This is a genomic window from Micromonospora sp. NPDC047670, assembly GCF_043204915.1.
Classification (GTDB): Bacteria; Actinomycetota; Actinomycetes; order Mycobacteriales; family Micromonosporaceae; genus Micromonospora.
Map to the genome: position 1 here is coordinate 208,936 of NZ_JBIDDA010000008.1, position 18,375 is coordinate 227,310.

The 18,375-nt window shown below is 75.0% G+C and carries 18 protein-coding genes; 15 read left to right on the forward strand and 3 right to left on the reverse strand.

Annotation, left to right across the window (positions count from 1 at the left end; translation table 11 throughout):
- The first annotated feature begins 26 nt into the window (after positions 1-26).
- Positions 27-350, forward strand: a complete 324-nt coding sequence (locus ACGF7U_RS20945; protein ID WP_393108983.1) for an antibiotic biosynthesis monooxygenase family protein — start codon at positions 27-29, stop codon at positions 348-350.
- A gap of 519 nt (positions 351-869) precedes the next feature.
- Positions 870-2,255 (forward strand): class I adenylate-forming enzyme family protein, encoded by a 1,386-nt coding sequence (locus ACGF7U_RS20950; RefSeq protein ID WP_393108985.1) that lies wholly within the window; start codon positions 870-872, stop codon positions 2,253-2,255.
- Here the strand turns inward: ACGF7U_RS20950 and ACGF7U_RS20955 are convergent.
- A complete protein-coding gene (locus tag ACGF7U_RS20955; RefSeq protein ID WP_393108987.1) occupies positions 2,186-2,911 on the reverse strand; it encodes a 4'-phosphopantetheinyl transferase family protein in 726 nt (241 codons plus the stop codon). The genes ACGF7U_RS20950 and ACGF7U_RS20955 overlap by 70 nt on opposite strands.
- Positions 2,912-2,926: 15 nt before the next feature.
- Here ACGF7U_RS20955 and ACGF7U_RS20960 point away from each other — a divergent pair, with 15 nt between their 5' ends.
- The 13 genes from ACGF7U_RS20960 to ACGF7U_RS21020 all read left to right on the forward strand — a co-directional run bounded on the left by ACGF7U_RS20960 (position 2,927) and on the right by ACGF7U_RS21020 (position 15,570).
- Positions 2,927-3,193: an acyl carrier protein gene (locus ACGF7U_RS20960; RefSeq protein ID WP_393108989.1), complete on the forward strand. Its 267-nt coding sequence runs from the start codon at positions 2,927-2,929 to the stop codon at positions 3,191-3,193.
- Entirely contained in the window at positions 3,193-3,438 is a 246-nt protein-coding gene (locus ACGF7U_RS20965) for an acyl carrier protein (protein ID WP_393108991.1), read from the forward strand. The genes ACGF7U_RS20960 and ACGF7U_RS20965 overlap by 1 nt, the downstream gene beginning before the upstream one ends.
- Complete coding sequence (locus ACGF7U_RS20970; RefSeq protein ID WP_393108993.1) at positions 3,431-4,513, forward strand: beta-ketoacyl-[acyl-carrier-protein] synthase family protein; 1,083 nt, start codon at positions 3,431-3,433, stop codon at positions 4,511-4,513. The genes ACGF7U_RS20965 and ACGF7U_RS20970 overlap by 8 nt, the downstream gene beginning before the upstream one ends.
- Positions 4,510-5,100, forward strand: a complete 591-nt coding sequence (locus tag ACGF7U_RS20975; protein ID WP_393108995.1) for a beta-ketoacyl synthase chain length factor — start codon at positions 4,510-4,512, stop codon at positions 5,098-5,100. Before ACGF7U_RS20970 ends, ACGF7U_RS20975 begins: the two co-directional genes overlap by 4 nt.
- A complete protein-coding gene (locus tag ACGF7U_RS20980; RefSeq protein ID WP_393108997.1) occupies positions 5,097-6,713 on the forward strand; it encodes a class I adenylate-forming enzyme family protein in 1,617 nt (538 codons plus the stop codon). Before ACGF7U_RS20975 ends, ACGF7U_RS20980 begins: the two co-directional genes overlap by 4 nt.
- A complete protein-coding gene (locus ACGF7U_RS20985; protein WP_393108999.1) occupies positions 6,710-7,948 on the forward strand; it encodes a beta-ketoacyl-[acyl-carrier-protein] synthase family protein in 1,239 nt (412 codons plus the stop codon). The genes ACGF7U_RS20980 and ACGF7U_RS20985 overlap by 4 nt, the downstream gene beginning before the upstream one ends.
- Positions 7,949-8,019: 71 nt before the next feature.
- Complete coding sequence (gene hppD / locus ACGF7U_RS20990; RefSeq protein WP_393109001.1) at positions 8,020-9,132, forward strand: 4-hydroxyphenylpyruvate dioxygenase; 1,113 nt, start codon at positions 8,020-8,022, stop codon at positions 9,130-9,132.
- Positions 9,129-10,058: a phytanoyl-CoA dioxygenase family protein gene (locus ACGF7U_RS20995; RefSeq protein ID WP_393109003.1), complete on the forward strand. Its 930-nt coding sequence runs from the start codon at positions 9,129-9,131 to the stop codon at positions 10,056-10,058. Before hppD ends, ACGF7U_RS20995 begins: the two co-directional genes overlap by 4 nt.
- A gap of 1 nt (position 10,059) precedes the next feature.
- A complete protein-coding gene (locus ACGF7U_RS21000; protein WP_393109005.1) occupies positions 10,060-10,857 on the forward strand; it encodes a DUF3050 domain-containing protein in 798 nt (265 codons plus the stop codon).
- Complete coding sequence (locus ACGF7U_RS21005) at positions 10,854-11,825, forward strand: thiamine pyrophosphate-dependent dehydrogenase E1 component subunit alpha (protein WP_393109007.1); 972 nt, start codon at positions 10,854-10,856, stop codon at positions 11,823-11,825. The genes ACGF7U_RS21000 and ACGF7U_RS21005 overlap by 4 nt, the downstream gene beginning before the upstream one ends.
- The gene (locus tag ACGF7U_RS21010; RefSeq protein ID WP_393109009.1) at positions 11,826-12,797 is read left to right on the forward strand and encodes an alpha-ketoacid dehydrogenase subunit beta; all 972 of its coding nucleotides are present in this window, start codon (positions 11,826-11,828) and stop codon (positions 12,795-12,797) included.
- Position 12,798: 1 nt separating this feature from the next.
- Positions 12,799-14,157, forward strand: coding sequence for a hypothetical protein (locus ACGF7U_RS21015; protein WP_393109011.1), 1,359 nt, complete (start codon positions 12,799-12,801; stop codon positions 14,155-14,157).
- Positions 14,158-14,325: 168 nt separating this feature from the next.
- Positions 14,326-15,570 (forward strand): hypothetical protein, encoded by a 1,245-nt coding sequence (locus ACGF7U_RS21020; protein ID WP_393109013.1) that lies wholly within the window; start codon positions 14,326-14,328, stop codon positions 15,568-15,570.
- A 166-nt stretch (positions 15,571-15,736) separates the two neighbouring features.
- On the opposite strand, the gene ACGF7U_RS21025 is transcribed toward ACGF7U_RS21020, so the two are convergent.
- Together ACGF7U_RS21025 and ACGF7U_RS21030 are read right to left on the reverse strand one after the other, a co-directional pair.
- Complete coding sequence (locus tag ACGF7U_RS21025; RefSeq protein WP_393109015.1) at positions 15,737-16,384, reverse strand: LuxR C-terminal-related transcriptional regulator; 648 nt, start codon at positions 16,382-16,384, stop codon at positions 15,737-15,739.
- Complete coding sequence (locus tag ACGF7U_RS21030) at positions 16,348-18,273, reverse strand: sensor histidine kinase (protein ID WP_393109017.1); 1,926 nt, start codon at positions 18,271-18,273, stop codon at positions 16,348-16,350. The genes ACGF7U_RS21025 and ACGF7U_RS21030 overlap by 37 nt, the downstream gene beginning before the upstream one ends.
- Between the last annotated feature and the right edge of the window lie 102 nt (positions 18,274-18,375).

Sequence of the window (18,375 nt, forward strand, 5' to 3'; positions counted from 1 at the left end):
ATGAACGGGCGCAGCGAGGAGGCGGCATGAGCGGGCAGCGGGCGCGGGTGGTCTTCCTGGTGCGGGTGCCGGCGCCGCGCACGGAGGCGTTCCTCGCCGCGTACGAGCAGATCCGGCACCTGGTCGCCGGTGGCGTGCCGGGGCACCTGGTCGACCAGGTCTGCCGCTCGTCGGCCGATCCGGAGCAGTGGCTGATCACCAGCGAGTGGGCGAGCCTGGCCGACTTCGAGGCGTGGGAGCGCAGCCCGGAGCACCGGGAGCTGGTCCGGCCGATGCGGGAGTGCTTCACCGACGCCCGGTCGTTGCGCTTCCTGATCCACGCCCAGACCCCCACGCCGGCCCCGGCCTGACCCGGGGGTGTCGCGCCGCCGGTGCCCGTCGGGCGCCGGCGGCGTCGCCGTGCCCAGCCGCGGCGCGCGTCGCGTGCGGGTGCCGCGCACCGGCCCGACGGCCCGTTCCCGCCCGCCCGCGCCGTGCGCCACCCGCGCGGCCGGCCCGTGCGGGCGCGCGCCGGCCCCGCCCGGTCCGGTGTGGACGGGCGGTGGCGTGGTGCCGCCCGAACCGTCGCATCCGTCGCTCCCGGCCGGGATTGTCACCCCGCACGCTCCGCTGTGGACGCGCCATCGGCCGTCCGGGGGACGATGCCGACCGTACGCACGAGGTGTCATCCGGCGGTTACCCAGAGCCGGCCTACCCGCCCGATCCTGCCCGCCGAAGCGGCTGCCGGCAATCCGGCCGGCCGCTCTTTCTGATCTAGCCATTTGCATCTGGTGATGAATCCGGATGGCGTCGTAAGGTTCCCCGCAGCACCCCGATGGACGCACTTTCTGGGCAGATTTGCCCTCTTTGAGGCTGGGCGGTGAACGTCAGTGACGACAGGAAATCCTGCGGCGGAAGACCCCGGATGGGTTGACGAAGTTCTGCTCGCAGGCCGTCCGACCGACATTTGTCTCCGACTGCCCGAACCGGTCGACCGGGGCACCCTGCGCCGGCTGGTGATCGACGCGCAGGCCCGGCTGCACGCCGCCGGACTGCGTCCCGCAGGCGCCGCGGCGCTGCGGATGCCGCCGTCGCTGGCGTACGTGGTGAACCTGCTGGCGACCTGGCGCAGCGGCGCGCAGGCCGTCCTGCTCGACCACCGGCTCACCGACCACGAGGTGGCGCGGGCCCTGCGGCGGCTCACCCCCCAGGTGGTGGTGGCGCCGGTGCGCACCGGCGGCGGGGCGCTGCGGATCTTCGTCGACGTCACCGAGGGCGTCACCACGTACGCCGACCGCCCCGCGGTCAGCGGGCACGCCGTGATCCAGCTCAGCTCCGGCTCCACCGGGCCGTCCAAGGTGATCGGCCGCACCGCCGCCGACCTCGTCGCCGAGGTGCACCGCTACACCCGCATCGACGGGGTGGCGCTGCCCGGCGAGCGGATCATCCTGCTGCCCTCGATGGTGCACGTGCTCGGCCTGGTCGGCGGTCTGCTCTACGGCCTGCACGCCGGGGTGGAACTGGTGCCGCCGCAGCGGCTCAGCGGCGACGCCGTGCTGGCCGCGATCGCCGCCGGCGACTCACCGGCCACCGTCCTCGGCGTGCCGTTCCACATCGGACTGCTCGCCTCCACCCGGCCCGCCGGCCCGCTGCCGCAGTTCAAGCGGATGACCACCGGCGGCGAGCTGGTCCCGGCCGCCGTGGCCCGCGCCTTCACCGACCGCCACGGCGTGCCGCTGGGCAACATGTACGGGATGACCGAGGTCGGCGTCATCGGCACCGACCTGCACGGGCGGCACCGCCCGGCGATCGCCCCCGCCCCCGGCATCGAGGTCCGCGAGGTCGACGGCGAGCTGCGGGTCCGCTGCCCCGCCTCGCCGTACGTGGGACTCAGCGACCCGACCCGTTGGGCCGACGGTTGGCTGCACACCCGCGACGCCGGCACCGTCGACGCGGACACCGGGCTGGTCACCGTGCGCGGGCGGCTCGACTCGCAGGTCTCCGTCGGCGGCCTGAAGGTCGACCTCACCGAGGTGGAGACGACCGTCGCCGAACTGCCCGGCGTCGCCGCCGCCGTGGTCGTCTGGGACAGCGGCATCACCGCGTACGTGCAGCCGGACGGGCCGCTGTCGGAGGAGGTGCTGGACAAGCTGCTCGCCGAGCGGCTGGCCGGCTACAAGCGGCCGCGCACCCTGCACCTGCTGGATCAGCTGCCCCGCACCACGACCGGCAAGCTGGTCCGCTCGGTCGACGCGCTGCGGACGGCGGCCACGTGACCGGTCCGCTGCGCCGCCCCGATCTCCCCCTCGACCACGACCACCTCGACCGGCGGCGCGTCGGCGGCGAGCACCGCGACCGCCAGGACCAGGCCCCCGCCCACGGGCGGGTGCCCGACGCGCAGGCCCGCACCGCCGGGCACCGGCCGCAGCGGCCCGTCGCCGCCGGGCCCACCGGACTCCGGCATCGGCCGGCGCAGGCCACCGTCGCGCAGCCCCACCCCGAGCGCCTTGCCCACGGCCTCCTTCGCGGTCCACAGCCGCAGGAAGTCCGCCGCCCGGTCGTCGGCGGGCCGCCCGGCCAGCCAGGCCGCCTCGGCCGGGGCGTACCAGCGGCGGGCCAGCGCCACGGCGGGCAGCGGGCGCAACCACTCCACGTCGACCCCGACCGGGCCGCCCGGGCGGGCGGCCACCACGACCACCCCGCCGGCGCGGCTCACGCTGACCGGCAGCTCCCGCCGGGCCTCCACCCCGGACGCGGCGACGACGGGCCGCCCGTGCGGGCCGTGCCCCACCACGATCTGCGCCTGCGCGCGGCCGAGCAGCGTGGCACCCGCCCGCCGCAGCAGCCGCCCGGCCGGGGCCGGCCGACCGCCGCTCTCCCGGCCGAACCACACGTACACGGTGTCCCGACCGGGCACCGGTAACTGGCTCACGGAAAGAGGTTAACCATGCGAGCCGAGATCCGCGCCTTCGTCGTCGAGCAGCTCGAGGACATGAACTACGACGTCGAGGACATCGACGACGACACCACCCTCGGGCCGTCCGGGGTGGACCTGGAGTCGTTGGCCCTCGCCGACCTGGCCGTGCGGGTGGAGGACCGCTACGGCCTGAAGTTCGCCGACGACGAGTCGGAAAAGCTGGCCCTGATGACGGTCGGCGAGTTCACCACGATGATCGCCGACCGGGTCGCCGGGGCGACGAGCGACAACTCCTGATGGCCGGTCAGCCCGACCTGGGGCGAGCTGACCTGGTGACGATGCTCGCCGAACTCACGGAGAAGCCGGCCGCCGAGGTCGGCGACCGGATCGGCTCGATGGAGCTGGCCTGGCTGGTCCACCTGGTGGAGCAGCGCTACGGGCGGCAGCTCGACCTCACCGACGACCAGCTCGCCGGGATCCGCACCGTCGACGACGCCCTGGCGGTCTTCCGGACCTCCCTGACCGCCGCCGCCGATGGCTGAGCCGGTGGCCGTCCAGCTCACCGGCGTCCACGCGACCAGCGCGCTCGGCAGGGGCGCCGACGCGCAGCTCGCCGGCGTGCTGGCCGGGACGCCCGCGTTCCGGCCGGTGGACCGCTTCGACACGGCGCCGCGCCGGGTCGACGCCGCCGCCACCCTGCCCGACGTCGGCGACCTGGCCGACGAGCTGGCCGAGGCCGTCGACGCCGCCTGCCGGGCCGCCGGGCTCGACGCCGGCCGCCGGGCGGGCACCGCCCTGCTGCTGGCCGTGCACGGCGGTGCCGGCGTGCCGGCGCTCACCACGGCCCTGGCCGCCCGGACCGGGCTGACCGGCCCGACCCGGGCGTACACCACCGCCTGCGTCTCGGCGAGCAGCGCGGTGGCCGACGCCGCCACGCTGATCCGCCGCGGCGACGTCGACCGGGCGGTGGTCGCCGCCGGCTACCTCGTCGAGCCCGACCAGTACGCGCTGTTCGACGCCGGCCGTGCCCTCGCCACCGACGGCGCGGTGCGCCCCTTCAGCGCCGGGCGCACCGGGCTGCTGCTCGGCGACGGGATCGCCGCGGTGGTGCTCGAATCCGCGGCCGTCGCCCGGACGCCGGTCGCCGACCTGCTCGGCTGGGGCCGCGCCGGGGACGCGTTCCACCCCTGCCAGCCCGAACCCGGCGGTCGCGGCCTGGCCCGCGCGGTCACCGCGGCGCTGCGCCGGGCCGGCCTCGCGCCGGAGGCGATCGGGTACGTCAACGCCAACGCCACCGGCACCGGCTACAGCGACGCCTCCGAGGCGGCGGCGCTGGGCGCCGCGCTCGGCGCGGCGGCGCGGCGGACCCCGGTCAGCTCCACCAAGGCGCTGCACGGGCACGCCCTGGAGGCGTCCGGCCTGCTGGAACTGGTGGTCACCGTGCTCGCCCTGCGGCACGGGAAGCTGCCCGTCAACGCCGGCTGGCTCGGCCCCGACCCGGCCTGCCCGCTCGACGTCATCCGCGACGCGCCCCGGCCGGCCGCCACCGGGTACGCGCTGAGCCTCAACGCCGCCTTCGGCGGCGCGAACACCGCACTGCTGGTGGGTGCGGCATGAGCGGGCTCGACGGCCCGCACGCGGGCCGCGACGCGGTGGCGCCCGCCGCCGCTGGCCGCACCGTGCTGGCCGAGGCGGCCTGGCCCGAACCGGGCGACGCCGCGCCGCCGCCCGTGCCCGGGTTCGTGCACTCCAGCTTCCCGCCGCTGGTCGCGGCGGTCGCCGAGCGCTGCCTGAGCCGGGCGTACGGCGAGCGGCCGGCACCCGCCGGGCAGCGCACCGCCGTCGTGCTGGTCAGCGCGGCCGGGGACCGGGCCAGCGCGGCGCACGTGCGGGCGACGGTCGCCGCCGGCGGCCGGCCCGGCCCGCTGTTCTTCTTCCAGTCGGTGCCCAACAGCGTGGCCGGGCACGTGGCCGCCCGCTGGGGGCTGGGCGGGCCGGTGGTCTGCCTCGCGCCGACGGGCGACCCGCGCGACGAGGGAATCGCGGAGGTCGACCTGCTGCTGCACGACGGCGACGCCGACGAGGCGTTGCTGGTCCTGATCGAACAGGCGCCGGACGACGGCGGTGCACGGGAGCCGGGCGCCGACGGCGCGACCGGCGCCCGGGCCGTCGCGGTGCTGCTGGGGGGAGGAGACACACCATGAGGAGCAGGGGACTACGGGGAGTGCTGGCCGCCGACGAGCGGATCGGCGCCGGCAACGTGCTGGCCCGGGTGCTGGCGCACGGCGCCGACCCGGACGGGCCGGGGCTCACCTTCGACACCGCCGTGGACGGCCACCCGCCCGAGCGGCCGCTCACGCTGGGCCGGCTCGACGAGCGGGTCGCCGCCCGCGCGGCGTGGCTGCACGAGCGCGGCGTCAAGCCGCGCGACCCGGTCGCCGTCTGGGCCACCGCCGCCGCCGACATGGTGCTCAGCTTCCTCGCGCTGACCCGCCTCGGCGCGGTCCCCGCGCTGATGAACGGCAGGCTGCGCCCGGAGATCGCCGCCGAGTACATCCGCCGGCTGCGCGGCGTCGGGGTGCTCGCCGACGACGCGCACACCGCGCTGCTGGCCGGGCACGACCTCGGCGCGCCGGTGATCGGCACCCCCGCCGAGGCGGGCACGGGCGACCCGGCCGCCGCGCCGGCGCACTACCGGCACCACGCCGACGACCCGGTCGTCATCACCCACACCTCCGGCACCACCGGCGTGCCCAAGGCGGTGCTGCACTCGCACGCGAGCCTCTTCGCCGCCACCCGGCACCTGCTCACCATGCCGCAGGCGCAGGGCACCCGCCGCATCCTCAACGCGCTGCCCGCCCCGCACACCGCCACCGTGCTCATGGTCAACCAGGCCCTCGGCAACTCCGCGGAGATGTTCCTGCTGTCCGAGCAGGGCGGCGAGCGGGTGCTGGACGCGATCCAGCGCTGGCGCCCCGACGGGGTGTTCGGCTTCTCCGTGACCTGGGCGGAACTGGCCCGCTTCGACCTGTCCGCGTACGACCTGGACTCGGTGTCGCTGTGGTTCAACACCGGCGACTGCTCGCACGAGCCGCACGTGCGCCGGCTGGTCGCGGTCGGCTCCCGCGACACCGTCACCCGCGACGGCGTGGTGCGGGTGCCCGGCTCGGTCTTCATCGACGGGCTGGGCTCCAGCGAGATGGGGCACTCGATGTTCCACATCACCCACCGCGCCGACACCGACCGGTACGGCCGCTGCATCGGCCGCCCCTACCAGTTCGCCCGCGTCGCGGTGCTCGACGCCGAGGGCGAGCCGGTGCCGACCGGCGAGGTGGGCTGGCTGGGCATCGACTCGCCCTCGCTGTTCCGGGGCTACTGGAACGACTCGGTCACCACCCACCGGTTCCGCCAGCGCGGCTGGTACCTGACCGGGGACCTGGTGTACGCCGACGCGCAGGGCCGCTACTACCACATGGACCGGGCCGTCGACTCCGTCGACGCGGGCGACGGCCGGCGGTTCTACACCGCCCTGTCGGAGGAGCGGATCCTCGCCGCCTGCCCGGACGTCACCGACTGCACCGTGGTGATCGTCGCCGAGGCCGGCCGGGTGGTCACCGACGTGCTGCTGGAACTCGCCGCCGGCGCCGACGCCGCCGAGGACCGCACCGAGCGGGTCCGGGCGGCGCTCGGGGAGGACGTGGGGGCGACCCTGCGCCGGGTGGTGCCGGTCCGCCCCGCCGACATCCCGGTCACCGTCACCGGCAAGGTACGCAAGGTCGCCCTGCGGGAGCGCTATCTCACCGAGTCGCCGTCGTGACCGCCGTCATCACCGGGATGGGGCTGTTCACGCCCGTCGGGCGGGGCGTCGAGGCGACGTTCGACGCGCTCTGCGCGGGGCGGTCCGGGCTGAGCCGGCCACCGGCCGGGCACCCCGCCGCGCAGTCGCTGGAGGTCGCCGGCCTGCTCCCGGAGATCGACCCGCGCACCGTCGCCTCCGGGCCGGAGACCCGGGTGCTGGACCGGATCGTGGTGCTCGCCCTGCTCACCGCCGCCGACGCGCTCGCCGACGCCGGCATCGAGGTGGGCCGGGACGTGGACCCGGGCCGGATCGGGGTCATCGTCGGCGGGGTCGGCGGGATGGCCACCCTGGAGGCGCAGGTGCTGGCACGGGCCGAGCGGGGCCGCGCGGCGGTCAGCCCGTACCTGCTCACCGGCATCCTGCCGAACATGCCGGCGGCGCGGATCGCCATCCGGCACGGCATCCGCGGCTACACCTCCTCGGTCGGCACCGCCTGCGCCTCCGGGGCCCAGTCGGTGGCCGACGCGGTCCGGCTGATCCGGGCCGGGGAGGCCGACGTGGTGCTCTGCGGGGCCAGCGAGGCGCCGCTGTTCCCGACGTTCGCCGACACCTTCGGCAACGCCCGGGCGCTGGCGAGGGGCTGGGACGACCCGACGGCGGCGAGCCGGCCGTTCGACGCCCGCCGCAACGGGTTCGTCCTCGCCGAGGGCGCGGCCCTGCTGGTGCTCGAACGCGCCGAGCACGCCGCCGCCCGCGGCGTCACCGGCTACGCCGAGGTCGCCGGGTACGGGGCGACCACCGACGCGTACCACCCGACCGCCCCGCGCCCCGACGGCGCCGGCGCGGCGGAGTGCATGCGGCGCGCGCTGGCCAGCGGCGGCGTGCCCGCCGCCCGGGTCGGCTACGTCAACGCGCACGGCACCGGCACGAAGCTCGGCGACATCGCCGAGACCACCGCCCTGGCCGAGGTGTTCGGCATCGGCGGCGTGCCGGTCAGCTCCACCAAGGCGCTCACCGGCCACCTGCTCGGCGCCTCCGGGGTGCTGGAGACGGCGGCCACCGCGCTGGCGCTCGGCCGGGGCCTGCTCCCGCCGACGCACAACCTCGACGACCCGGACCCGGCCTGCCCGGCGGACCACATCCGCAAGGAGCCGCGGGAGACACGGGCCGGATACGCAATGACCAACTCCTTCGGCTTCGGCGGCCAGAACGTGAGCCTGCTGCTCGCACGGGCAGCGCGGCCGAGGGCCTGAGACACGCTCCACCCCGGGCGGTGCGCGCCCGGGCGGCAGACCACGGGGGACCCGTGGAAAGGGCTGAGGACATGGACATCCGTGGAATAGACCACATCGAACTCTACGTGGGGGACGCCCGGCAGGCGGCCTTCTACTTCGGCCGGGCGGTCGGCTTCCACCTCTGCGGCCAGGGCGGGCCCGAGACCGGGCTGGCCGACCAGCGGTCGCTGCTGCTGCGCCACGCCGACATCCGGATGGTGCTGACCTCCGGGCTCACCGCCGAGCATCCCGCGTCCCGGTACGTGCAGCGGCACGGCGACGGCATCGCCGTGGTCGCGCTGGAGGTCGACGACGCCGCCGCCGCGTACGCCGAACTGGTGCGCCGCGGGGCGGCGGGGGTGACGCCACCGACCACCCACACCGGCGCGGACGCGGAGGTGGTGACCGCCGAGGTGGGCGGCTTCGGCGACGTGCTGCACCGCCTGGTGTCCCGGCGCGGCGACCGGGGCGACTTCCTGCCCGGGGCGGTCGAGATGACGCCCCCGGCCGGCGGCAGCGACGACAAGCTGCTCGCCGAGATCGACCACCTGGCGGTCTGCGTGCCGCCGGGCCAGCTCGACGAGACCGTCCGGCACTACCGGGAGGTGTTCGGGTTCGCGGAGATCTTCGAGGAGCACATCGAGGTCGCCGGGCAGGCGATGAACTCCAAGGTGGTGCAGAGCCCCTCGGGGCTGGTCACCCTGGTGCTGCTGGAGCCGGACCGCAGCCGCCGGCCGGGGCAGATCGACGCCTTCCTCGACCAGCACGCCGGCGCCGGGGTGCAGCACCTCGGGCTGCGCACCGACGACATCGTCACCGCCGTCGGCGCGCTCGCCGAGCGCGGGGTGCGCTTCGCCGGCACCCCCCGCAGCTACTACGACGCCCTGGAGGCGCGGGTCGGCCGGGTGGACGCGCCGCTGGAGCGGCTGCGCGACCTCGGTGTGCTGGTCGACCGCGACCACGGCGGGCAGCTGCTGCAGATCTTCACCGAGTCCATGCACGTGCGCCGCACGCTCTTCCTGGAGCTGATCGAGCGGCGTGGGGCGCGGACGTTCGGCAGCGGCAACATCAAGGCGCTCTACGAGGCCAAGGAACGGGAACTGGCCGCGGCGGGGGCGATCCCCGCCGTCGCGGCCGCGACACCGCAGGAGGTGCGGGCGTGACCACGACCGAGTTCGAGCCGACACTGACCGCCGAGGAGGAGGCGCTGCTCCCGTCCGACGAGGACGTCGCCTTCTACGCCGAGCACGGCTGGTACCTGTCGAAGAAACTGCTCACCGACGACGAGGTGGACGCCCTCACGGCGGCCGCCGACCGCTACTACGACGGCGAGCGGGACCGCCGCCTGCCGGTGCGCCCGCCGAAGCTCGCCTACTGGGAGCCGTCGAAGGGCGCGGTGCAGCGGCACAACGACTACGTCCACCACGAGCACGACGGGCTGGGGGCCATCCTGCGCAAGCCGCTGATCGGCGCGGTCGCGGCCCGGCTCGCGCGGGCCACCGAGATCCGCGTCTTCCAGTCCACGTTGATCTACAAGCCGCCGATCTCCGGCGAGCCGTCCAACATCGTGCCCTGGCACTTCGACAAGCACTACTGGGCGTCCTCGTCGTCGGAGAACATGCTCACCGCGTTCATCCCGTTGCACGACTGCGGCGAGGAGATGGGCACCATCACCATGGTCGACGGCTCCCACCGCTGGAAGGAGATCGGCGCGGACGACACGGTGGTGCGCCACTTCGCCGAGCGCGACCGCGACCAGTTGGAGGAGATGCTCGCCGAGAACGCGGCCCACAACGGCGCCGAGATCCGCAAGGTGCCGATGGTGATCCCCAAGGGACACATGAGCTTCCACCACTGCCGCACCTACCACGGCAGCGGCGCCAACGTCAGCGGCCGCCCGCGCCGGGCGATCTCGCTGCACCTGCAGGACGGCGACAACGCCTGGCGGGAGTTCCCCCTCTCCGACGGCACGCTCGCCGCGTACAACCACGACGTGCTCGTGCGCCGCACCCCCGACGGGCGGCCGGACTACGCCGACCCCGAGTACTGCCCGGTCATCTGGCGCCACCGCGCCCCGCAGGGAGGCTGACATGTCACGCTACGACTGGGGTAGGACCCACCCGGGCATCGAGCGGCTGGAGCAGGCGGTGACCGACCGCCGCGACGTGGTGGTCCGGCACCCGCTCTACGCCAACCTCGACACCCACGAGGCGCTGGTCACCTTCATGGAGCACCACGTCTTCGCCGTCTGGGACTTCATGTCCCTGCTGAAGTCGTTGCAGCGGCAGCTCACCTGCGTCACCGTGCCGTGGATCCCGACCGGGCCGACCGGCAGCCGCCGCCTGATCAACGACATCGTGATGGTGGAGGAGAGCGACGAACTGGGCGACGGCTACCTCAGCCACTTCGAGCTGTACGTGCGGGGCATGCGGGAGGCCGGCGCCGACACCACGGCCGTGGACAAGCTTGTCGACCTGCTGCGGGCGGGCCGGCCGGTGGCCGACGCGCTGGTCGACGCGGGGGTGCCCGCGCCATCCGCGGCGTTCGCCGCCACCACCTGGCGGATCATCGAGAGCACCCCGGTGCACTGCCAGGCCGCGGCCTTCGCCTTCGGCCGGGAGGACCTGATCCCCGACATGTTCACCCAGGTCGTCGCCGTCAACGAGCGCAGCCGCAAGCTGCACACGTTCGTCGACTACCTGGAGCGGCACATCGAGGTCGACGGCGAGCAGCACACCCCGATGGCGATGCAGATGCTCGCCGACCTGTGCGGCGACGACGACACCAGGTGGCAGGAGTGCGCGGACACCGTCAACGCCGCGCTCGCCGCCCGGGCGAAGCTCTGGGACGACATCCTCGCCGCCGTCAAGGAGGGACGCGACCGGTGAACGACGCCGACCCGGTCCGGCTCTACCGGACGGTACGGCTGATCCGCCGGTTCGAGGAGCGGGCCATCGAGCTGGTCCGCTCCGGGCACATCGTCGGCGGCATCCACCCGTACCTGGGACAGGAGGGGATCGCCGCCGGGGTGTGCGCCGCGCTGGGCGCCGGTGACGTGGTCGCCGGCACCCACCGGGGGCACGGGCACGTGCTCGCCAAGGGCGCCGACCCGGCGCGGATGCTCGCCGAGCTGTGCGGCCGGGTCACCGGCCTCAACGCCGGCCGGGGCGGCTCGATGCACGCCGCCGACTTCGGTGTCGGCGTGCTCGGCGCCAACGCCATCGTCGGCGCGTCCGGGGCGATCATCACCGGCGCGGTGTGGGCGCGCCGCCGCCGCGGCGACGACGTCGTGGGGGTGAGCTTCTTCGGCGACGGCGCGGTCAACGAGGGGATGCTGCTGGAGGCGTTCAACCTGGCCGCGCTGTGGCGGGTGCCGGTGCTGTTCGTCTGCGAGAACAACGGCTACGCCACCACCATGCCCGTCGCGGGCGCGGTCGCCGGCAGCATCCCCGGCCGCGCCGCCGCGTTCGGCATCCCGGCCGCCGTCGTCGACGGCCAGGACCCGGAGGCGGTACGCGACGCCGCGTCGGCGGCCGTCGACCGGATGCGCGCCGGCGGCGGCCCCGAGCTGATCGAGGCCCGCACCTACCGGTTCGACGCCCACCACACCTTCGAGCACGCGGTACGCCTCGACTACCGCCCGCCCGACGAGGTGGCCCGGGGCCGGGCCCGCGACCCGGTCGACATCCAGGGCGGACGGCTCATTCCCGACCAGCGGGCCGAGGTCGACGCCGAGGTCGAAGCCACCCTGACGGCGGCCGTCGAGTTCGCCCTCGCCGGCGCCGAGCCGGATCCGGCCGACGCCCTGGCGCACCTGTACGCCAGCGGCCTGACCGCCCGCACCGGAGGTGGGTAGATGCCCAGACTGTCCTACCGCAAGGCGCTCACCCGGGCCCTCGCCGACGAACTGGCCCGCGACGAGTCGGTGTTCCTGCTCGGCGAGGACATCCGGGTGGCCGCCTCGAACGTCACGGCCGGGCTGTTCAAGCGGTTCGGCCCGGAGCGGGTGCTCGACACCCCGCTGTCGGAGCAGGCGTTCACCAGCTTCGCCACGGGGGCCGCTCTGGCCGGGATGCGGCCGGTGGTCGAGTTCCAGATCCCGTCGCTGCTGTTCCTGGTCTTCGAGCAGATCGTCAACCACGCGCACAAGTTCCCGCTGATGACCGGCGGGCAGTGCGCGGCGCCCGTCACCTACCTGGTGCCGGGCTCCGGCTCCCGGACGGGCTGGGCGGGGCAGCACTCCGACCACCCGTACAGCCTCTTCGCCCACGTCGGGGTGACCACGGTGGTGCCGGCCACCCCCGCCGACGCGTACGGGCTGCTGGTGTCGGCGGTGCGCTGCGACGACCCGGTGGTGGTCTTCGCCCCGGCCGGGGCGCTCGACGTCCGCGACGACGTCGACCTCGCCGCGCTCGCGCCGGTGCCGCTGGGTCGGGGCCGGGTGCGCCGCTTCGGCGACGACGTGACCGTGGTGGCGGTCGGGCACCTGGTGCACGACGCCCTCGCCGTCGCCGAGGAGGTGGCCGACCAGGTGTCGGTGGAGGTGTTCGACCCGCGCACGCTGTACCCGTTCGACTGGGACGGGCTCGCCGAGTCCGTGGCGCGCACCGGTCGGCTGGTGGTGGTGGACGACTCCAACCGCTCCTGCGGTATCGCTGGGGAGATCATCGCGACCGTGGTCGAGCGGGTGCGGCTGGTCGCGCCGCCGCGCCGGGTCACCCGCCCCGACGGCGCGGTGCTGCCGTTCGCCCCGGCGCTGGACCGGGCCGTGCAGCCGAGCCGCGAGCAACTCCTGGCCGCCATCCAACACGTCATGAAGGACGGTTGAAGTGATCGACGCCGACTACCGCTGGCCCTCCGCCGCGCAGGCGTGGCTCGACCTGCCCGCGCCGGTGCGCGCCGAGATGGTGGCCGCCGGGGCCGAGTCCTGGCGGGACACCTTCGACGGGCGGGCCACGTACAACAAGCAGTGGCGGCTGGCCCGGCCGCCGGTGATGGACGAGACCTCGCTCGGCGTGCTCAACGCCGTCTCCGACCGCCTCGCCCAGCTCATCTTCGAGGCGTGCCGGCGGCGGGCCGGCACGGCGGGGGAGCTGCGCCGGCTGCTGAACGTGCCCGACGGCGAGACCCGGCTGCTGGACGACGCCGAGCCGCTGACCGAGGCGCTGCTGGACGCGTTCCGCCCGGACGTGCTGCTCTGCGACGGGGTGCCCCGGTTCGTGGAGTACAACATTGACAGCAGCCTCGGCGGGGCGTTCGACGCGGACACCACGGTGCGCCGCTTCGTCGACGTCTACCGGCGGCGCGGCCTCACCGACCGGATCCGCCTGTCGGCGGCCCCGTCGGCCGTGGACCAGCGGTTCGCCGCGATCCGTGCCGGGCTCGGCCTGCCCGACGGGGCCCGGGTCGCCATGCTGATCGACTTCGACGCCGAGTACCCCGGCCTGGACGACCCGCAGCGCTTCTTCCGGCTGCTGTCGCCGGTGGTCGAGCGGGCCGCCGCGTCCGGCCTGGAGCTGGTCATCGCACCGGTCTCCCAGGTGACGCTGGACGACCGGCAGCGGCTCGTCGCCGGTGGCGCCCCGGTCGACGGGGTGTTCCGCCTCTTCGTGCCCAACCGGGTCACCCCGAGCGCCGGGGTGGACGCCCTGGAGGCCGGGCTGGCGGCGGGGACGGTGCCGATGTGGGTGTCGGCGGCGGCGTGGCTGATCGCCAACAAGCGGGCCTTCGCCTGGCTCTGGGAGGACGCCGACGCGCTGGCGCCGCCGGACCGGGACCTCATCCAGCGGTACGTGCCGCGGACGTGGTCGCTGACGGCGGATCTGCTCGACCGGGCGGTGGCCGACCGGCGCGACCTGGTGGCCAAGCCGGCCGACGGCTCCGCCGGGGTGGACGTGCTGATCGGCCGGGAGACCGACGCCGACGCGTGGCGCGACGGGCTGACCCGGGCCGTCGAGCGGGGCGGGTTCATCCTCCAGGAGTACGTGCGGGCCGACGACGTTCCGCTGGACTTCGTGCACATCGAGACCGGCGAGACGGTCAGCGCCGAGGTGCCGTACAGCATCGCCCCGTACCTGTTCGGCCGCCGGGCGGCGGGAGCCTGCATCCGCACCGGCTTCCCGGGCTGCGACGGTGTGCTCAACCTGGCCCGCGGGGTCCTCCTCTCCGGTCTCCTGGTGGTCGACTGACGCGGCGTGCGGGTGCTGGCGGGGCGGCGGTTCGGCCGCCCCGCCGGTGACCGGGTGGGGAGTTCTGGCGGATTCCGCGTGCCTCGCCGAGTGGACGTTGCGAGAGTCGAGGTGAGCGGTTTGGATGGGGCTCCCGACCACGATCGCCGCTCTGCTGAAGGAATCCGCATGCGTTTTGGTCATCGATGGCTGCCGCGAACCGGAGCCGTGACGCTGCTCGTCCTCGCGGGGCTGGCCGTCCCCGCCGGCCCGGCCCCGGCGGCGGGTGCGGATCCGAGGTTCACGTTCGACCTGACCGGTACGACGATGCCGTTGGGGGTCACGAAGAAGCGGGTCCACCTCAGACTCACCAACCTGACCGACAGGACGCCGAGTCAGGTGATCTTCTACGTCCGCCCCGGCGAGGCGGACTGGCCGGACAGGATCTCCCTGATGTGGCCGGAGGGCGGTGGCTCCGGCGAGTGCGACGGCGACGCCTGGGGTTGGTACTGCCGCATCGAGTCCAGCGTTCTTCCGGAGCTGCTGCCGGCAGCCGGCGAGACGGTGGACCTTCCCATCGACATCCACGTCCAGGGAAACCAGCCCTACGAAGGCAGGTTCTCCGTCGAGGCCGGCATGGCCTGGGGCGACGGACCGATGGAGACCAGCGCCCGCAGGTGGTTCACGCTCAAGGTGGTCGACGAGCCCGAGGCGGACCTGTCGGTGGTGGCGCCGGACGTGAAGCAGTCGGTGCGGGTCGGCGCGGACGGCCGGCTCGAACCCACCGGGACGTTGCAGCCGGGTGAGACGGGCGCGCTGCGGTACCGGATCGTCAACCAGGGCCGGAAGGCGGTCGGCGGCGTCAGGGTCACGCTGCGCCTGCCCGAGGCGGTGGAGTTCACCCGACCGCCGAAGGAGTGCGCGGTCGCCGACGAAGGGCGGTCGGCCGTCTGCACCTACGACACGCTCGCGCTCGTACCGGCCGGCCAGGACACCGACCCGACCGACGGCAGCCACTCCGCCGTCGAGCTGCACGACCTGGTGACGGTGGCGACCTCCAGCAGGGCACCCGGAACGTTGGCGGGCGGGACGGTGCAGGTCGAGGGCCTGGCGGAGCGGACGGATGCCCGCTCCGGCCTGCCGCGCACCGAGCTGCCGGCGAACGCCGTCGCCGTGCCGGCGGCCGACGTGGACGACAGCGACAACCGGGACGGCTTCGCGGTCCTGGTGGCCGCGCGCGGCAGTGCCGGCGGTGACGGCGGCGGGGGTGGCGGCGGTGGCGGCGGGGGTGAGCTGCCGATCACCGGGCCGCGGGCCGGACTGGTCGCGACAACCGGCCTCGCCCTGGTGGCGGGCGGCGCAATCGTGCTGCTCCTCGCCCGGCGCCGCCGCGTGGTCGCGGTGCGCGGCGGGGGCGCGACGCCCGCCGCCTGATCCGTTCCCCACCGCTGCGGGGGGCACGCCGGGCGTCACGACCGCGTGATCGACGCCGGGCCGGGCATCACCCGCCGCACGGAGAAGGGCCTCGACCGGCTGACCCTCCACGACGCTGCACCGCTGTCGCGCGGGTCGGGGCGCGACGATGGCGCCTCCGCCGGGGTCAGGCGTCGTTGAGGTAGGTGAGGACGGCGAGGACGCGCCGGTTGTCGTCGGCGGACGGGGGGAGGCGCAGCTTGTCGAAGATGCTCGCGGTGTGCTTGCCCACGGCGCTCTCGCTGAGGAACAGCCGCTGCGAGATGGCGGCGTTGGACCGCCCCTGGGCCATGAGTTCCAGCACGTCGCGTTCGCGCGGCGTGAGGCGGGCCAGGGGTGAGGCCGTGCCGCCGGCCGTCAGCAGCTTGGCGATCACCTCCGGGTCCATCGCGGTGCCGCCCGACGCGACCCGGCGGACGGCGTCGATGAACTGGTCGGCGTTCAGGACACGGTCCTTGAGCAGATAGCCGACCGCGCCTGCCCCGTCGGCCAACAGTTCCCGGGCGTAGAGCTGCTCGACGTGCTGGGACAGCACCAGCACCGGAAGACCGGGGATCTCGCGCCGGGCGGCCAGCGCCGCCTGCAGGCCCTCGTCGGTGAAGGTCGGCGGCAGCCGTACGTCGACGACGGCCACGTCGGGTCGGTGCCGGGCCAGGGCGGCGCGCAGTGCCGGCCCGTCGCCGACTGCCTCGGCGAGGGTGAAGCCGTGGCTCTCGAGGAGCAGGACCAGCCCATCCCTCAGGATGTGGAGGTCCTCGGCGAGGACGACGCGCACGGGATCTCCATGGTGACGACGGTGGGTCCACCGGGCGGACTGTGCAGGGTCATGGCACCGTCGAATGTAGCGAGCCGCCGTTGGATGCCGCGCAGCCCGGTCCCCCTGGCCGGGTCGGCCCCACCGGGACCGTCGTCCGTCACGACCGTCCGGAGCACGCCGTCGCGGTGCGACACCGACACGGAGATGTGGGCGGCGCAGCGGGCCGCGTTGGTGAGGGCCTCGCAGGTGACGAAGTAGGCAGCCGACTCCACCGGCGCCTCGAACCGACCCGGCAGGTCGACGTCCACGTCCACCGGCAGCGGGGTGTCGAGCGCGATCGCCCGGATCGCGTCGCCGAGTCCGCGTTCGGCCAGCACCGGCGGATGGATGCCGCGGACGAGGTCGCGCAACTCGGCCAGCGCGGCGGCGGACGTCTCCTGCGCCTGTTCCAGCAGTCGTCGCGCCCGCGCCGGGTCGGTCTCCATGAGCTGTGCGACGGCGGCCAGGCTGAGCCCGACGGCGATGAGCCGGGCCTGGGCGCCGTCGTGCAGGTCACGTTCGATGCGGCGCAGCTCGGCCGCCTGCACGTCGACGGCGTCGGCCCGGGTCGTGGCGAGGTGCGCGACCCGCGAGGCGAGCACGGTGGCCGCCGTGGGGGTGAGCAGGAGCTGGTCCCACCACAGCCGCAGCCTCATCACTGGGCCGGCCAGGCCGAGCCCGAGCAACGTCATGACCAGCCCGACGGGCATGCTCGCCCAGTCCGGGAACCACGGCGCGACGAGGCCGACGTGCTCGATGCCGAACCACAGGTAGAACGGGGTGACCCAGTGTCCGGTGGACAGGCCGATCGGCACCGCCCAGCCCGCCCACGTCAGGGGCTGGCAGAACAGGCCGTAGAACCCGAAGCCGACCAGGATCCCCGGGACGAACGAGAGCGGGGCCAGGACGACCGTGCCCAGCGACCACAGCTGGTCCCGCCAGGTGGCCGGGTCGCCGAGCAGCCACCGGGGCCGCTGACCCTGGACGGCCGCCACGACGTCGGTGTACAGGACCCGCCCGACCCGGTAGTTGCCGTCCTCGCCCGGGCTGGGCGGCGGCGGATACGGCCGGTACGGTGCGGGCAGGTCGGAGCCCGTCCACCGGCCGACGCGGCGCCGGTACAGCGCCACCAGTGACCGCGTGACCGGCAGGGTGTACGGCAGCAGCCCGCCCCACGACACGGCGGCGGCGAGCAGGTTGAGCAGCAGGCCGCCGAACGCGGCGAGGGACAGCCCGGCCAGGCCGGCTCCCCGCCAGGTCGTCGCCGAGGCGCGGCTGATCCACCGGCGGAAGGCCGATCGCGGCCGTTCACCGGTCCCGAGCACCGCACCGGCCCACGATCCGTACGCCCGCAGCGCGGCCGGCGCGAGCAGGAACGCGGCCACGACGGCGCCGACGGCCGCCGGCACCGACCACGCGGGAGTCCACGGAAGCGAGGCGAGCAGGAACGCCCCGGACGCGACCAGTGCGGGCGGCACCAGGAGCGGGACCGCGCCGAGGACCGGGGTGAGGATCAGCCACAGCCACTCCCGCACCATCGTCGGGTCCTTCGCGTAGTGGTCCAGCTTCAGCAGGAACGCCGGCACCCGTGGCGAGCGGTACAGCGTGTCGTCGTGGGCGTACCAGCCGTCCTCGCGCCGGTGCGGCGCGGGCGGCGGAGAGCGGACGGGGTCGGGCAGGTCGACCCCACCCCATGCCCGGGCGAGTCGGCGGCCCAGCGCGGTCAACCGGAACTGCCCGGCGACGGCGAGCGGGTAGGGGACCACCAGGGTGGCGGCGAGCACGAGGAGCTGCCCGTAGGCGAACCCGGCGACGGACAGGACCACCAGGGCGGCGCAACGTGGCAGGGCGAGCGCGAAGCGGGTCACGGCCCGAGTCTTCGCTTCATCGACCGCCGCCCGCACTGGGGGAGGGTACCGACCAGGGGTGGGGCTGGGTGCACCCCCACCGGGTGGCTGGACCCATTATCG

Excerpts from the sequence above, each read along its gene's own strand:
- ACGF7U_RS20965 (WP_393108991.1), top strand. The coding sequence starts at position 3,193 with ATGGCCGGTCAGCCCGACCTGGGGCGAGCTGACCTGGTGACGATGCTC.
- ACGF7U_RS21010 (WP_393109009.1), top strand. The coding sequence starts at position 11,826 with ATGCCCAGACTGTCCTACCGCAAGGCGCTCACCCGGGCCCTCGCCGAC.
- ACGF7U_RS21020 (WP_393109013.1), top strand. The coding sequence starts at position 14,326 with ATGCGTTTTGGTCATCGATGGCTGCCGCGAACCGGAGCCGTGACGCTG.
- ACGF7U_RS20980 (WP_393108997.1), top strand. The coding sequence starts at position 5,097 with ATGAGGAGCAGGGGACTACGGGGAGTGCTGGCCGCCGACGAGCGGATC.
- ACGF7U_RS20975 (WP_393108995.1), top strand. The coding sequence starts at position 4,510 with ATGAGCGGGCTCGACGGCCCGCACGCGGGCCGCGACGCGGTGGCGCCC.
- hppD (WP_393109001.1), top strand. The coding sequence starts at position 8,020 with ATGGACATCCGTGGAATAGACCACATCGAACTCTACGTGGGGGACGCC.
- ACGF7U_RS20960 (WP_393108989.1), top strand. The coding sequence starts at position 2,927 with ATGCGAGCCGAGATCCGCGCCTTCGTCGTCGAGCAGCTCGAGGACATG.
- ACGF7U_RS20945 (WP_393108983.1), top strand. The coding sequence starts at position 27 with ATGAGCGGGCAGCGGGCGCGGGTGGTCTTCCTGGTGCGGGTGCCGGCG.
- ACGF7U_RS20970 (WP_393108993.1), top strand. The coding sequence starts at position 3,431 with ATGGCTGAGCCGGTGGCCGTCCAGCTCACCGGCGTCCACGCGACCAGC.
- ACGF7U_RS21000 (WP_393109005.1), top strand. The coding sequence starts at position 10,060 with ATGTCACGCTACGACTGGGGTAGGACCCACCCGGGCATCGAGCGGCTG.